This is a genomic window from Enterobacter sp. JMULE2, from assembly GCF_013337145.1.
Lineage (GTDB): Bacteria > Pseudomonadota > Gammaproteobacteria > Enterobacterales > Enterobacteriaceae > Enterobacter > Enterobacter mori.
On sequence record NZ_SGWD01000016.1, the window covers coordinates 313,954 to 331,254 of the forward strand.

Below are 17,301 nucleotides of genomic sequence, written 5' to 3' on the forward strand. Positions count from 1 at the left end.
ATCTTGCACGCCGTTCACGACAACTCGTCTGGAGTAATGACTAAATGAGCCAAATCTCTGTTATATCGAAACTTACTGGCGTGGAAACCACCACCGAGGGCACCCAGGTTACGCTGAGCCATTCCTCTATCGTGGAGCTACACGTAGAGCGAACCGATATTTCTCATTTTGCCCGTAGCGGTAACGATCTGGTGGTGACGCTGCACTCCGGCGAGGTGATCACACTAAAAAACTTCTACGTCACGGATGCCCAGGGCGTGAGCCAGCTGGTGCTGGAGGAGAGTGACGGCGCGCTGTGGTGGATTGAAGACCCTACTGGGGCCGCCACATACGAATCAATCGCCTCCACGGACGTATTACTTGCCGCGTCAGGGAGTGATGCAGGCGGAGCCGCCGTCTGGCCATGGGTGCTGGGTGGTCTTGCGGTAGCGGGTGGGATTGCCATCGCGGCGGGCACCGGCGGAGGAGGTGGCGGTGACGATGATGACAACAGCAACCCCGGCAATCCGGGCACGCCGACGGATCCCGATACCACGGCGCCAACCGCGCCAACCAACTTACAGTTCTCCGACGATGGCAAAACCGTCACGGGTACCGCGGAGCCGGGCAGCACCGTCACGCTAAAAGATGCCGACGGTAACGTGGTCGGCACCGGAAAAACGGGCAATGACGGCAAATTTACCATCGTGCTGGATAAGCCCCTGACCAACGGCGAGGTGATCACCGCTACCGCGACGGATTCATCCGGTAATACCAGCCAGGCCGGGCACGTCACCGCGCCCGATACCACCGCACCGGATGCGCCCACCAATCTGCAGGTATCGGATGACGGCACCACCGTCACGGGTCGCGCTGAACCGGGCAGCACCGTCACGTTAAAAGATGCCGACGGTAACGTGGTCGGCACCGGGAAAGCAGGCAGCGATGGCGCGTTTACCATCGAGCTAGGTAAACCGCTGACCAACGGCGAGCAGCTTACCGCCACCGCGACGGACACCGCGGGCAACACCAGCCAGCCTGGTCAGGTCACCGCTCCAGACTCCACCGCGCCGGATGCGCCAAACCTTCTCATCGTAAACGATAACGTCGGCACGGAAACGGGCCCGCTGGACAATGGCCAGCGCACTGACGACGCCCGCCCTACCCTCAGCGGCATTGGCGAAGCCGGAACCACCCTCACCATTTACGATAACGGCACCCAGATCGGCACCACCAAAGTGGATGCTAACGGCAACTGGAGTTTTACCCCAGCAGGCAATCTCGCCAACGGAAGCCACACCATCACGACCACGGCAACCGATGCGGCGGGCAACACCAGCGCGCCATCGACCGCCGTGACCTTTATCGTCGATACCGTCGCCCCGACGGCGCCGGTCGTCATCAGCGTTGTTGATGATGTCGCCCCCATTACCGGTACGCTGGGCAATGGCAGCAGTACCAACGATCCGCGGCCACAGCTCACCGGTACCGCAGAAGCAGGCTCAACCGTCACCATTTATGACAACGGTATCGCGATCGGTACCGCCGTGGTAGCCGCTAACGGAAGCTGGACGTTTACGCCATCCGTGAACCTCAGCGAAGGCAGCCATCAGCTAACCGTGCGTGCCACCGACGTCGCAGGCAACACCGGCCCAGCCTCCCCGGCGTTTACCCTTACCGTGGATCTCACCGCACCGTCAACGCCGTCTGCATTCGTGGTTAATGATGATACCGGAAGCCTCAAAGGTGCCATCAGCGCAGGACAGTTTACGGATGCCTCACAGCCGCGTCTGACGGGCAGAGGTGAACCTGGTAGCACCATTACCGTTTACGATAACGGCGCGCTCGTAGGGACTGCCACGGTGCAGCCTAACGGCACCTGGAGCCTGACCCCGACATCACCTCTTGCAGAAGGCGCGCACTCGATTACGGTGCGTGAAACCGATGCGGCAGGCAACCAGAGCGGCCTGTCCCAGCCGATTAATTTCATCGTTGACACCACACCGCCGGATCAACCCGTCATTTCTCTGAATCCGGCTGGCACGCAGATTACCGGCACCGCCGAGCCCAACAGCAGCATTGTGATCACCAACAGCGACGGAGACGTCATTGGCCGTACGACCACGGACGGCAACGGTAACTTTGTTGCCACGCTTACCCCTGCGCAAACCAACGGCCAGCTGATCTCCGTGGTGGCGTCTGACGCTGCAGGTAACCAGAGCACGCCAGCGACCGCTACCGCGGCCGATACCACCCCGCCAGCCCTGCCCGGCAACCTCGTGGTATCCGACGATGGTCAAAGCGTCAGCGGGACGGCAGAACCGGGCAGTACCGTCACCATTAAAGCCCCGGATGGCACAGTCATCGGCGAAACGACAGCCAATGGCGACGGGACCTTTAGCACGCCAATCAGCCCGGCCCAGACAAACGGCGAAGTGCTGACAGTTATCGCAACCGATGACAGCGGTAACGTTAGCCTGCCGGCTACGGCCACTGCACCTGATTCGACGCCACCTCTCGCGCCGGATAACGTCGTCGTGTCCGGTGACGGCACAACGGTCACGGGCACCGCTGAACCGGGCAGTACGGTGACTATTCGTGAAGGTAACGTCACGGTGGGTCAAGGCAAAGCCAATGATGACGGTAGCTTCAGCGTCACGCTCACGCCGCCAAAAGCCAACGGCGAAAGTTTGACCGCAGATGCCACCGACGCCGCAGGCAACACGGGGCCAACAACCCCTACCGTTGCGCCGGACATCACGCCTGCGCAAACGCCGGTGATTATTTCCGTGGTGGATGATGTGCAGGCCACCACGGGTCCTGTCGCCCAGAATGGCCTCACTAACGACCGGACGCCTACCATCAACGGGACGGGTGAACCCGGTACAACCATTACCGTTACCAGCGGCAGCACCGTCATCGGTACCGTGACCGTTCCGGCGTCCGGCGAATGGAGCATTACCCCCACCGCACCGCTGCCTGATGGCGGTTACGTCCTGACGGCAACGGCAGTCGATGGAGCAGGTAACCCGAGCGGATCCTCAAATCCCTGGAGCATCACCGTTGATGGCACTGCGCCGGTCGCACCGGTCATTACGCAGGTCGTGGATGATGCCCCTGGACGCACCGGCCCGCTCGATACCGGTGAAACGACAAACGACGCCACCCCGACGCTCAACGGTACCGCCGAGCCTGGTTCAACGGTCACCATTCGTCTTGATGGCAACGCTATTGGTACTGCGCTGGTCGACAGCAACGGTGCGTGGACCTTCACGCCCACAACGCCGTTGAGCGAGGGGCCGCATACCCTGACCGCCGTCACCACCGACGCGGCGGGTAACACTAGCCCGGCATCCGGCGGCTTTACGCTGACGGTCGACGTTACGCCGCCGGTGGCGGCCACTATTGAGACGGTGCTGGATAACGTGGGTCCGGTGCAGAACCCGCTTCAGGACGGTGATACGACGGACGACACCCAGCCTCAGCTGCAGGGGACGGCACCGGCGGACACCATCATCACACTTTATGACGGTAATACCCTGCTCGGCACAGCGACTGTAACGGGGGGAACATGGACATTCACGCCAACCACCCCGCTAACCAACGGCCCACACTCCCTGACGGTGCACGCCACGGATGATGCCGGTAATACGACGATTTCGCCTCCGTTCGTGCTCACCATTGATACCATCGCGCCTGATACACCGGCGATACCGGATATCACCGTAAACCCGGACGGCAGCACGCCAGGTACCGCACTGAACCCGGGTGAAACGACCCGCGATACCACGCCAACCCTGAGCGGAACGGGCAACCCGGGTGACGTGGTGAATATTTATGATGGCACGACCAAAATCGGTGAATCTCTGGTGGACGGTGACGGCAACTGGACCTGGACGCCGAACCCACCGCTGGGTAACGGGACCTACGATCTCTCCCTGACGGTCACCAATCAGGATGGCGCAGGCAACGAAAGCGCCCCGTCCACACCGGTGACGATCACCATTGATACTGAAGCCCCTCTGGCCCCAACGGTGCCGGTCGTGACCGACAGCGTGAGCCAGATCACCGGCCCCGTAGCCGACGGCGAAACCACCAACGATCCGCGCCCGGTATTGAGCGGAACAGGTACGCCAAACGATGTGATCACCATCTATGACAGCCGCGATGGCGGCACAACGACGACAGCCGTAGGCACGGTGACGGTAGACGGAAACGGCAACTGGAGCTGGCGCCCTGAGAGCAACATTGGGGAAGGCACGCATGAATATACCGCCACGGCCACCGATGAGGCGGGCAACGAATCAGATCCGTCAACCGGCATCACCATTACGGTAGACACGATCGCGCCCGATACGCCGGCGATCTCGGCCATCGGTGGTGCACAAAACGGTGGTTCAACGACGGATAACACCCCAACGATCGGCGGAACCGGTCCTGACGGTGAAACGGCGATCATTTACAACAACGGTGTTGAACTGGCGCGCGTGGATATCGTCAATGGCCAATGGTCATACACGCTTCCGACGGCCCAAACGGACGGCCCGCTGAATATTACCGTTGCGGCAGTGGATAGCGCAGGTAACGTCAGTGCGCCAGGCCCGGTCTTTACCGTGACGATCGATACGCAGGCTCCCGCGACGCCAGCTATCGACGCGGTTTCTGATAGCCAGCTGACAAACGGTACCCTCTATACGCGCGACGGCACCCCGGCTCTCAGCGGTACCGGCGAGCCGGGCTCAACAATCATCGTTTCAGTGGATGGGACGCCATCAACCATTACCGTAACGGTTCCTCAAAACGGTATCTGGACGTGGACCGCCGACAGTACCTTACCTGATGGCCCGCACACCTTCTCGGTCTCATCCCGCGATCCCGCAGGCAATATTTCGGGTAGCTCTCCGAACCTGGCGGTCACCGTCGATACGGGTATTCCGGCAGACCCAGCCAACCTCGCCATTACTCAGCAAGGCACCCCGCTTACCGGGACCGCTGAAGCGGGAGCCACCATCACCGTGTATGCCGCAGACGGTACGACGGTCCTCGGCACCGGCGTTGCCACCGGTGGCAATTTCTCCATTGCGCTCAGCCCGGCACAGCTGGATGCCACCACGCTGAAGGTGACCGCCACGGATGCCGCGGGGAACACCAGCCCAGGTGCAAGCTTTGTCGTCACCGACTCGCCGCTGGACCTTCCGGACGTACCGATCATTACGGCTATTAACGATAACGTTGGACCGGTCACGGGCAATGTGAAAGACAAAACCTCTGATGACACCTCGCCTACGCTGACCGGGACAGCAGAACCTAACGCCGTCATCACGATTTATCAGGATGGCGTACTGGCAGTGCCGCCAACCGTGGTTGCGGATGGAAGCGGCAACTGGAGTTACACCCCGCTCTTCCCGTTGACAGCAGGTCCACATACCTTTGAAGTCACCGCGACGGATATTGTTAGCGGCGAAACCAGCGGACGCTCTCCTGCCGCAACCGTCACCATTGACCTGACCGCACCCGACACACCGGCTATCGGCTCCATCATTGATGACGTCGGTCCGGGCATTGGGCCATTGAGCGACGGCCAGACCACCAACGACAACCGCCCAACGCTGAACGGCGTGGGGAACGTGGGTGATACGATTACCATTTACAATAACGGTACTCCGTTAGGCAGCGTGGTCGTCGGCGCAACGGGTACATGGACTTACACCCCGCCAGCGCTGGCTGATGGCGATCATACCCTGACGGTCCGGGCCACCGATCCGGCGGGCAACGCGAGCGGACTCTCTACGGGCATCACCATCACCGTTGACACCGTCTCCACGACGCCGGTGATCACCAGCGTGACCGACGACGCGGGGAATGCCGCGACCGTAGTACCTAACGGTGCGCCAACCAACGACGCCACGCCAACCCTGACCGGGACGGCGGAAGCGGGCAGTGTCGTCGTTATTTATGATGGCACAACGCAGATCGGTGTCGTGGCAGCAGACAGCGTCACCGGCGCATGGACCTTTACGCCTGAAACCGCCCTCGTGGAAGGCTCTCACTCCTTCACCGTCAAAGCCACCGATCCGCAGGGCAACGTGAGCCAGACCTCCAACGCCTGGAGCGTTGACATCGACCTGACGGCGCCAACGGTGCCGACGCTCGATGCGGTTAACGACAACGTGGCGGGCGGCGTGACCGGTAATCTTACCGCCGGCCAGGTCACCAACGACAATACGCCGACGCTGAGCGGGACAGGTGCGCTGGGCAGTACAATCCACATTCTGAATAATGGGGTGGAGATTGGTACCACCACGGTAGACAGCAACGGCAACTGGACCTTTACGCCTGGCACTGCGCTTGGCGATGGCAACTATAACATTCGCGTCAACGCCACGGATGCCGTAGGCAACGTCTCGGCTAACTCTCCGGTATTCGCCTTCACCGTGGATACCGCAGGCCCTGACGCGCCGGTTGTAACGACTGTCATTGACGATGTCGGGCCGGTCACCGGGACGCTCCTCACCGGTAACAGCACCAACGATGCGCGCCCAACCTTCAACGGCACGGGCGAAGTCGGTGCGACGGTTCATGTGATTGTGGATGGCACTGAAATTGGCACCGCCGTGGTGAACGCTCAGGGGAACTGGACCTTTACCCCGGGCACGGCGCTCGGTGAAGGGCTGCACGCCATCACCTTCAACGCCACCGATACGGCGGGTAACACCGGTGCCACCTCGCCAGCGTTTAACCTGACGGTGGATACCGTCGCACCGCTGGCACCGGTCTTTACGCCAGCAACGGATAACCAGGGTACCGTTCTCAACCCACTGACCTCGGGGCAAAGTACCGACGACACTACGCCAACGCTGAACGGAACCGCAGCGGCCAACGCCACTATCACCCTTTATGAAAATGGTCAGCAGGTCGGAACCGTTCAGGCCAACGGCAGTGGCGTATGGAGCTTCACACCTGCTAACCCGCTCAGCAGCGGTAGCCATACCTGGACCGCCACGGCAACCGACGCGGCAGGCAACGTCAGCCCGGCTTCACCGGCCTTTACGCTGATTGTCGATACCACTCCACCGAACGCGCCGGTTATCTCGCAGGCTATCGATGATGTCGGCACGGTGACGGGCACGCTTGGTTCAGGGCAAAGCACCGACGACACCGTACCGCGTCTTGTGGGCACCAGCGAGCCGTTTGCTACGGTGAACATCTATGAAGGCACAACGCTTGTCGGCACGGGCACTGCAGACGCCAGCGGCAACTGGAGTATCTTGCTCAACACGACGCTGGCGACTGGCCCGCACAGCTTTACGGCACAAGCCACCGATGCGGCTGGCAATACCAGCGCGTCATCAGCCACCTTCACGCTGACCATCGACACCACGCCGCCAGCGCTGCCGGTGCTGACAAGCATCACGGATGACGTCGGTAACGCCGCCACGCCAATCGCCAACGGTGGCTTAACCAACGATGCGCAGCCGACGCTCACGGGCACGGCAGAAGCGGGCTCGACGGTGAAAATCTTCGATAACGGCGTGCAGATAGGCAGCGTCGTTGCGACCGGCGGAAACTGGAGCTTTACCCCTTCTCCGGCGCTGGGCGACGGCTCGCACAGCCTGACCTTCTCGGCGACCGATCCGGTAGGTAACGCCAGTGCGCAAACCCCTGGATATGTGATTAACGTTGACGCAACCGCGCCAACCGCGCCGGTTATCAGCTCTGTTGTCGATGACGTGGGCACCGTCACCGGTCCGGTGACGGGCAGCACCCCGACCAACGACACGCGCCCTACGCTCAACGGCACCGCGGAAGCCAACGCCACCGTTCGCATCTATGACGGTACGACGCTTGTGGGTACCGTGACGGCCGATGCCAACGGGAACTGGACGCTACCGCAAACCAGCACCACGCTGGCGGAGGGGCAACATAACTTCACCGCCACGGCGACCGATGCGGCAGGCAACACCAGCGCACCATCGTCGGTCACCACCATCACCGTTGACCTGACGCCGCCAGCGGTTCCTACCGGCCTGGCGGTGATCACCAACGGGACGCACGTCACCGGCACCGCCGAAGCGGGCAGCACGGTTACCATCACCACCAGCACCGGTACGGTCCTCGGTACGGCGGTAGCGGACGGTAGCGGCAACTTTAACGCCACGATCTCCCCCGCGCAGACGGGAGGAGAGTCGCTGGTGGTCTACGCCACCGACAAAGCCGGAAACGCCGGTGTGAGCGCATCGGTTACCGCGCCGTTCACGACGCTGCCGAACGCGCCGGTAATCGCCACCATTACCGACAACGTCGGTACGGTCACCGGTAATCTGACCAACGGCAAAACGACCGATGACACCACGCCAACCCTGAGCGGAACGGCGCAGCCTAACGCCACCGTCACGCTCTACAATAACGGCGTCGCAATGGGCAGCGTTGTCGCCGACGGATCGGGCAACTGGACCTTCACCACTCCGGCGATGAGCGAAGGCTCCCATGCGTTTACTGCCACCGCGAGTAACGGCTCGGGAACCGGTCCGTTCTCTTCCGCCACGACGGTGATTGTCGACCTCACCGCGCCAAACACGCCAACCGGCAGCTTTAACGCCGACGGTAGCGTCCTGACGGGTAACGCCGAAGCGGGCAGCACCGTCACCATCCGTCTGGCAGATGGCAGCACGGTGACCACAACGGCAGGCAGCAACGGTACCTACAGCTATACCTTCCTCAATAAACAGACCGAAGGTCAGACGCTGCAGGTCACCGCGACCGATGCCGCAGGTAACGTTTCGCTGCCAGGATCGGCCCTCGCCCCGGTCGTGCCGCTGTCGGCCAGTAGCAACGTTGAAGAGTTGGACCTCACCACAACCGCAACGGTCACCAACTCGCAGTACAGCGATTATGGCTTCCTGCTGGTGGGCGCGCTGGGTAACGCGCTGACGCTGCTCGGCAATGACACCGCGCAGGTCGGCTTTACGGTGGGCAGCGGCGGCAGCGCGGACATCACCGTCAACGCCAACGCCACGGGTGCAGTGCTGTCGCTGCTCAATACCCTTGAACTGGTGGTGCAGCGGTTCGACAGCGTCAACAACACCTGGACAACGGTAGTGGATACCGGCCAGCCGCAGTTTGCCGATCTGCTCACGCTCGGGGCGACCGGCGTTTCGCTGAACCTGAACGGCCTGGCCAACGGTCAGTATCGCGTCCTGAGCTACAACACCAACCTGCTGGCGACGGGCTCTTACACCAGCATTGATGTGGGCGTGAAAGAGACCAGCGCAGGCACCGTCACCGGCGAAACCAGCCTGGGCGGCAACGTCATCCTCGACGTTGACCCGACTACCGGTAGCGATAACGCCCCGGCGGGCACCACGGTTACCGCCGTCACTAACGCGCTGGGGGTAACCACCAGCGTCACCGCCGACGGCACGGCAATTCAGGGGCAGTACGGTACGCTGACCATCAACCGCGACGGCAGCTACACCTATACCCTGACGAATACCAGCGCCTCGGTGATTGGCCGTACGGAGAACTTCACCTACACCATCTCCCACAACGGAACCAGCGCCTCGGCGAACCTGGTGCTGTCGCTGGGAACAGGCACGGCCACCAGCGGCATCGTGGCCGTAGATGACACCGCATCGCTGACCTTTGACACCACCGTGAGCGCCATTAACAACGGCACCTCGTCGCAGGGCGGCTTTACCGTGGTCGGGATTAACCTCGGTAATACCCTGGGCCTGAATCTGCTGGATGATTTGAGCAATCCGATCATCTACAGCGTGGAGGAAGGCACCACCCGCACCATGACCATTCAGGCCTCCGTGGGGGGCGTAGCGCTGGCCTCGGTGTTTGACCTGTACATCTATAAGTTCAACGATGCGACCCAAACCTTCGAGCAGATGCGCGTTCAGCCGGGCTGGCTGCGCGCGCCGCTGCTGGGCGGTACCTCGTCCACGCTGACGCTGAATCTGCCGTCTGGGGAGTACCTCTTCCTCCTGAACACGGCGGCGGGGATCACCGCGCTGACGGCCTACACGCTGAACGTGCTGGAAGACCACGTCTATAGCGTGGCAAGCGTCGGTACCAGCACCACCGGGGATGTGCTGGCGGATGACGTCGCGCCATCCGGCACGCTGGTGACGGAAGTAAACGGCGTGGCGGTAAACAGCAGCGGCCTCACCACCATCGTGGGGGAATACGGCACGCTCTCCATTAACGCGTCCGGTCAGTACACCTACACCCTGAAGAGCGGCGTTGGCGCTGACCACATCAGCACGCCGGATACCTTCGTCTACACCATTACCGCGCCGAACGGTGCCAAAGATACGGCCTCGCTCAACATCACCCCAACCGCGCGGGCGATGGATGCGGTGAACGATGTCAGCACCGCGATGGACGTGACCTCGGTACACCATACAACGGCCTACTCGGATACAACCGTAGGGACGGCGAGCTGGAACGCCGCGCTGTTGGCATCAACCCAGGGTAGCGGAAACGGTACCTTCGTGGTGGATCCGAATACGGCCCTGCACAACGTGGTCTTGACCTTTAACGTCGCATCGCTCCTTTCTCTGGGCGGGTTGACGGTGGACTGGACGATAACCAATGGCGCGACCACCGTAAGAAGTGGTTCATTCAACGGCGGGCTGCTGCTGGGCGGCACAGCCACCATCAACCTGACGGGACTGGATCTGGATGCAGGTACCTATACGCTCAGCTATACCGGCAAAATGGGCCCACTGGCTGCGGGGAATATCACCATTACCCCAAGCGTCAGCGGCACCGCCTACTCCCTGACCCAGTTCGACTCCACCAGCGGTCATACCGTCAATGGCAACATCTTTGACGGCACCGACTCCGCCGGGGCAATGGATCAGCTGCACTCGGTGGATACTCGCCTGAGCATCACGGGCTACAACGGCGTGACCACCACCCTGGATCCTTACACCGGCAGCACTGCGGTGAACATTGTTGGCCATTACGGCACGCTGGCGATTGCGGCAGACGGTCATTACACCTACAGCCTCAACGCCGGGGTATCGCTCTCAACCATCACCTCGAAGGAGGTCTTTAACTACACCTTGACCGACGCGACCGGTAAAACGGATACCGCCTCGCTGACCATCAATATGGCGCCGCAGTTCATCAGCTCTGAACACAACGACGTCATTACCGGTACGGCTTACGGCGATACGCTGATTTACCAGGTGCTGAACAGCACGGCAGGTAACGCAACGGCGGGGAACAGCGCGGGCGACCACTGGACCAACTTCTCGCTGGCGCAGGGAGACAAGATCGACATTGGCGATCTGCTGGTGGGCTGGAACGGCAGCGCGTCGACGTTGGGTAACTATCTCACTGTTTCACAAAGCGGTGGCAATACTGTGATCTCCATCGACCGTGACGGTACGGGGGCCGCCTACACTAAATCTGCACTCGTTACGTTGGATAACGTTCAGACCACCTACGACGAGCTTGTTAACCAGCAGCACATCATTACCTGATAGCAACAGAACCACCTGACCCGGGCGCACAGCGCCCGGGCACAACAATAAAGCTGTACCATTTTATTAGGGACAAGACATGGGAAAGAAGATGCCTTACTGGTGGCTCTCGTGCTGCCTGATATCTGTGCCCGCTCTAGCTGCCAACCCGGCGGGAACGATCAATGCCGAACAACTCAGCGAAACGCAGGAACTCCCCTCTTTGAACGGCCGCGTGGCCCCGGTGGCCACGAAAGCCGCGCCCGGCACGCTGCAGCTGGGCGAAGCCGTAAACCGTGCCGTCACCTGGCACCCGGCCATCAGCGAAGCGGTAGGTAAACTCTACCAGCAGAGCGAAAACGTGGACGTCGCCAAATCGAAATACTATCCGCAAATCAATGCCGGAATGGAGAACGGCTATACCCACGACGGTGACGACAACGGCTTCACGCCGTCGCTGGTGCTCTCCCTCTCGCAAATGCTCTACGACTTCGGCAAAGTGGCGAGCCAGGTGCGCGCCGAAAGCGCGGGCGTCGCCCAGCAGCAGGCTAACGTGCTGGTCAGCATTGACACCATCGCCCACGATACCGCCATCGCCATGGTGCAGGTTCAGACCTTGCAGCAGATGGTAGACACCGCCAAAGAGCAGCTTGATGCCCTCTCCTCTATCGGAAAGCTGACGAAGCTGCGCAATGACGAAGGGGCCACCTCACTTTCTGACGTGGTGCAGACCGATGCCCGTATCGAAGGCGCGCGCGCCCAGCTGATGCAGTACCAGGCCAGCCTCGACAGCGCCCGCGCCACGCTGATGAGTTTTCTGGGCTGGGACAGCCTGAACGTCGTCAGCAACGACTTTCCGCAGAGCCTGGCCCGCAGCTGCGACATCGCCGAGCCGGACGATCGTCTGGTGCCCGCCGTGTTAGCGGCCTGGGCGCAGGCCAACGTCGCGCAGGCCAACCTTGACAATGCCAACGCGCAGATGACGCCGACCATTTCGCTTGAGCCGGAAGTGCGCCACTACCTTAACGACCGCTATGCGGGAAACGAAACGCGGGATCGCACCCAATACTCCGCCTGGGTCAAAGTGCAGATGCCGCTCTATCAAGGGGGCGGCCTGACCGCCCGACGTAACGCAGCCGGACACGCGGTCGAGTCGGCGCAGTCCACCATTCAGCGCACCCGCCTCGACGTGCGGCAAAAACTACTCGAAGCGCGCAGCCAGGTAATGAGCCTGATGGCCACGCTGCAAATTCAGGGGCGTCAGGAAGCGCTCAGCGCCCGCACCCGCGAGCTATATCAACAGCAGTATCTCGACCTCGGCTCGCGTCCGCTGCTCGACGTGTTAAACGCCGAACAGGAGGTTTATCAGGCGCGTTTCACCCAGCAGCAAACCGCCGGACAGCTGCATCAGCTTCAGCTCAACTGCCTGTACAACACCGGGCGCTTACGCCACGCGTTCGATCTTGATAACCGTACCATCCAGACCGTGGAGATCCAGCCATGAAGCAACGCGATATCCCGCAGGGTGAAAACATGACGGATGATGCGCTGGAACAGTGGGCACAGGCGTTTGGCTACGTGGCAACGCGTTATCGCGTAGCATGTTCACCCGGCGCGCTGATGGCGGGTGCGCCGTGGCTGAAAGGTAAACCGATGGTGCCTGCCCTCACCCAGCTTGCGCGCGAGGCCGGACTGTCATTTGAGCTGCTGACGTCAGATCGGCAGTCTATCAATAGCTGGCGTTTGCCCGTCGTGGTGGAGCTGAGCGAGGGGAAAATCGGCGTCATTGAACATTTCGACGGCGAGGACACGCTTGAGGTCAGCTTTTTCGACAGCAACACGCACACCAACCGCCTGTCGATGACGGCCATGCTCCCGGCCATCCGCCATGTGATCGCCCTGCGTCCCCTTGCCGCCCTGAAGGACAGCCGGGTGGATGCCTATATCTCTAAATATCGCCCGGACTGGCTCTACCGGCTGGTGATGCGCGATCTGCGCCCTTACAGCTGGGTCATGCTCGCCGCGCTGTTTATCAACGTGCTGTCGCTTTCGGGGATCGTGTTTTCCATGCAGGTTTACGACCGGGTGATCCCGGCTCAGTCCTACCCGACGCTGTACGTTCTGACTATCGGGGTGCTGATCGCCACGCTGTTTGGTTTTGTGCTGCGCGTGGCGCGCGGGCACATTATGGATCTGCTGGGCAAGCGCTCGGATCTGCGCGTGTCGGATCGCGTCTTTGGCCATGCGCTACGCCTGCGCAACAGCGCCATCCCTCGCTCCACCGGCAGCTTCATTTCCCAGCTGCGCGAGCTGGAGCAGATCCGCGAAATGGTCACCTCCTCTACCATTTCCACGATTGTTGACCTGCCTTTCTTCCTCCTCTTTGTGGTGGTGCTGGCGATCATCGCGCCGCAGCTGGCGTGGATCGCCCCGGTCGCGGCGGTGATCATGGTATTGCCCGGCCTGCTGCTGCAAAAGCGGCTGGCGGAGCTGGCGAAGCAGTCGGCACACGAATCCACCCTGCGCAACGCGGTGCTGGTGGAGAGCGTGCAGGGGCTGGAGGACATCAAATTGATGCAGGCGGAAAACCGCTTTTTGCAGCAGTGGAACAGCTATATCCAGATCACCGCGGAATCTGGCCTGCGTACCCGCGAGCTGACGCAGAACCTGATCAGCTGGGGGATGACCATTCAAAGTCTGGTCTACGCAGGCGTCATCGTGGTCGGCGCACCGATGGTGATCGACGGGACGCTCACCACCGGTTCGGTGGTCGCCGCCTCGATGCTGGCCTCCCGCATGATCGCTCCGATGGCGACGCTGTGCGGCGTGCTGGCCCGCTGGCAACAGGTGAAGGCTGCCAAAGAGGGGCTGGACAGCATCATGCAGCTGCCCACCGAAAACCAGCGCGAAGAGACGCCGATCCGTCAGGACGTGTTGCGAGGCCATTACCTGTTCGAGCAGGCGCAGTTCCGCTATCACCCGGAAGATCCCCGCATGGCGCTGCGTATTAACCGTCTGGAGATCAAACCTGGCGAGAAAGTGGCGATCCTCGGGCGCAACGGCGCGGGCAAGTCCACCCTGCTGCAGGCGATGGCGGGCGGGATGGATCTGGCGGGCGGCGAGCTGCGGCTCGACAACTTCAGCCTGCCCCATCTCGACGTGGCGGACGTGCGGCGTAACGTCGGCTTTATGACCCAGAACGCGCGGCTGTTTTACGGCACCCTGCGCGAGAACATCACGCTGGGTATGCCGCGCGCCACCGATGAAGAGATTTTTGAAGTGCTGGAGATGTGCGGCGCGGCGAGCTTTGTGCAGAAGCTGCCGAAGGGGCTGGACTACCCGATTATGGAGAATGGCGTAGGGCTGTCCGGCGGGCAGCGGCAGTCCATTCTGCTGGCGCGCATGCTTCTGCGCGATCCGAATATCGTGCTGATGGACGAACCCACGGCGTCGCTTGACGAGCATACCGAGCGGGAATTTATCCAGCGCCTCACCGCCTGGCTTGGCAATCGTACGCTGGTTGTCGCCACCCACCGCGTCCCGGTGCTGGAGCTGGTGGAGCGCGTGGTGGTGTTGAAAGAAGGGATGCTGGTGATGGATGCGCCAAAAGCGCAGGCCCTGAGCAACAGCCGCATGCAGCAACAGCAGCAGGCAACCGGACGGGAGTGGAAAAATGAAAATCAGTCAGCGTGACGTTGCCGCAATGGACGATCTGGATAACGCCCTCGACTCCGAAAGCGGCTACACCGGCGCGCGGCGGATTGTCATCTTCTCTCTGCTGCTGTTTGTGGTGCTTGGCGTCTGGGCGTGGTACGGCATTCTGGATGAAGTTTCCACCGGAACCGGCAAAGTGATCCCCAGCTCGCGCGAGCAGGTTTTACAGTCGCTCGACGGCGGGATCCTGACGGAACTGAACGTGCACGAAGGGGATCAGGTTCAGGCAGGACAGGTACTGGCGCGGCTCGATCCGACGCGATCGGAATCGAACGTCGGCGAAAGCGCGGCACGCTACCGGGCATCACTCGCCTCCAGCGTCCGGTTGTATGCCGAAGTGAACGATCTGCCGCTGAAATTCCCGCCTTCGCTGGCGAAATGGACGGATCTGATCGGGGCTGAAACGCGCCTGTATAACTCACGTCGCGCACAGCTTGAAGATACCCAGCGGGAACTGCGCTCGGCGTTAGATCTCGCCAATAAAGAGCTGGCGATCACCCAGCGGCTGGTCAAAACCGGTGCCGCCAGCCACGTGGAAGTGCTGCGTCTGCAGCGGCAGAAAAGCGATCTGGAACTCAAGCTGACCGACGTGCGCTCGCAGTATTACGTCCAGGCGCGCGAGGCGCTCTCCAAAGCCAACGCGGAGGTGGATATGGTTTCCGCCATTCTCAAAGGGCGCGAAGATTCGGTGACGCGTCTGACGGTGAAATCCCCGGTACGCGGCATTGTGAAAAACATCAAAGTGACCACCATCGGCGGCGTGATCCCGCCCAACGGCGAGCTGATGGAAATCGTACCGGTGGACGATCACCTGCTGATTGAAACCCGCCTGTCGCCGCGCGATATCGCCTTTATCCACCCTAATCAGGAAGCGCTGGTCAAAATCACCGCCTACGATTACGCGATTTATGGCGGGCTGCATGGCGTGGTGGAGACCATTTCACCGGATACCATCCAGGACGAAGCGAAGCCAGAAGTGTTCTATTACCGGGTATTTATCCGCACCAGCCAGGATTACCTGGTGAATAAGGCGGGCAGGCACTTCTCGATTGTGCCGGGGATGATTGCGACGGTGGACATTAAGACCGGAGAGAAAACGGTGCTGGATTATATGATCAAGCCGTTTAACCGGGCGAAAGAGGCGCTGAGGGAGCGGTAGTCAATCGCCGGGTGGCGGCTCCGCCTTACCCGGCCTACATCTGTTTTGTTGGCCCGTGCAAGCGCAGCGCCGCCGGGCAACAGATAAAGCACCGGGTCTGAGAGATAAACCTTTTATGGAATCCACCTCGAAGATCTGATGTTCGATTTCCTCTTTTTCTTCCCTCTTTCCTTCACCCAGGTAACATTATCGCCAGCGACAAAAAACGCACTTGCGCACAGTGCGGGAGTGCATTACTATGCCTTTCAGCTTCAGGGATCGGAGCTAATATACGTATTATGATTAATCATTTTCGCGATCAATGGCTTATGGATTTTTTCCTCTTTGGAAAATCAAGCAACGTTATCCCATCAAGCCTTGAGGCAGCCCTGGCGAGGAAGCTGGACATCATCAATGCAGCATCCTCATATCGGGATTTACGATCCCCGCCAGGTAACATGTATGAATCGTTGAATCCTCCACTCGAGGGATATTCCTCAATTCGCGTGAACAGGCAATACAGATTGGTATTCAGGTGGACTGAGGGCAAAGCGGACGATCTCTACCTCTCTCCCCACAAATACACATCGCACAAATGAGGTATCAAAGATGACCCTTCAGCAAGCTCTGAGAAAACCCACCACGCCGGGTGACGTGCTGCAGTATGAGTATCTCGAACCGCTAAATCTCAAAATTAGCGATCTCGCAGACATGCTTAATGTGCACCGGAACACCATAAGTGCTCTGGTTAACAACAATCGAAAACTGACGGCTGATATGGCAATCAGACTGGCGAAGGCGTTTGATACCACCATTGAATTCTGGCTAAATCTTCAACTGAACGTCGATATTTGGGAAGCCCAAACTAACTCCCGTACTCAGGAAGAGTTAAGCCGTGTAAAGACGATTGCAGAATTAATTGCCAGAAGAAAATCGGGCCAGCCGGACGTTGCCTGACCCGGAACGATATTATTCACTCAAACTCATTTTCAG

The 17,301-nt window shown here is 60.6% G+C and carries 6 protein-coding genes; all 6 read left to right on the forward strand.

What is annotated here, in order from left to right; genetic code table 11:
* Nucleotides 1-44: 44 nt before the first annotated feature.
* The 6 genes from EXW94_RS21570 (at nt 45) to EXW94_RS21595 (ending at nt 17,265) form a co-directional block, all read left to right on the forward strand.
* Nucleotides 45-11,477 (forward strand): BapA/Bap/LapF family large adhesin, encoded by an 11,433-nt coding sequence (locus tag EXW94_RS21570; protein ID WP_174340971.1) that lies wholly within the window; start codon nt 45-47, stop codon nt 11,475-11,477.
* Between the two features lie 79 nt (nt 11,478-11,556).
* Complete coding sequence (locus EXW94_RS21575; RefSeq protein ID WP_174340972.1) at nt 11,557-12,960, forward strand: TolC family outer membrane protein; 1,404 nt, start codon at nt 11,557-11,559, stop codon at nt 12,958-12,960.
* Nucleotides 12,957-15,149: a type I secretion system permease/ATPase gene (locus tag EXW94_RS21580; protein WP_174340973.1), complete on the forward strand. Its 2,193-nt coding sequence runs from the start codon at nt 12,957-12,959 to the stop codon at nt 15,147-15,149. Before EXW94_RS21575 ends, EXW94_RS21580 begins: the two co-directional genes overlap by 4 nt.
* A 10-nt stretch (nt 15,150-15,159) precedes the next feature.
* Nucleotides 15,160-16,329 (forward strand): HlyD family efflux transporter periplasmic adaptor subunit, encoded by a 1,170-nt coding sequence (locus tag EXW94_RS21585; protein ID WP_174341028.1) that lies wholly within the window; start codon nt 15,160-15,162, stop codon nt 16,327-16,329.
* A 278-nt stretch (nt 16,330-16,607) separates the two neighbouring features.
* The gene (locus EXW94_RS21590) at nt 16,608-16,907 is read left to right on the forward strand and encodes a type II toxin-antitoxin system RelE/ParE family toxin (RefSeq protein ID WP_010434288.1); all 300 of its coding nucleotides are present in this window, start codon (nt 16,608-16,610) and stop codon (nt 16,905-16,907) included.
* 10 nt (nt 16,908-16,917) lie between these two features.
* A complete protein-coding gene (locus tag EXW94_RS21595) occupies nt 16,918-17,265 on the forward strand; it encodes a HigA family addiction module antitoxin (RefSeq protein WP_010434290.1) in 348 nt (115 codons plus the stop codon).
* The last annotated feature ends 36 nt before the right edge of the window (nt 17,266-17,301 follow it).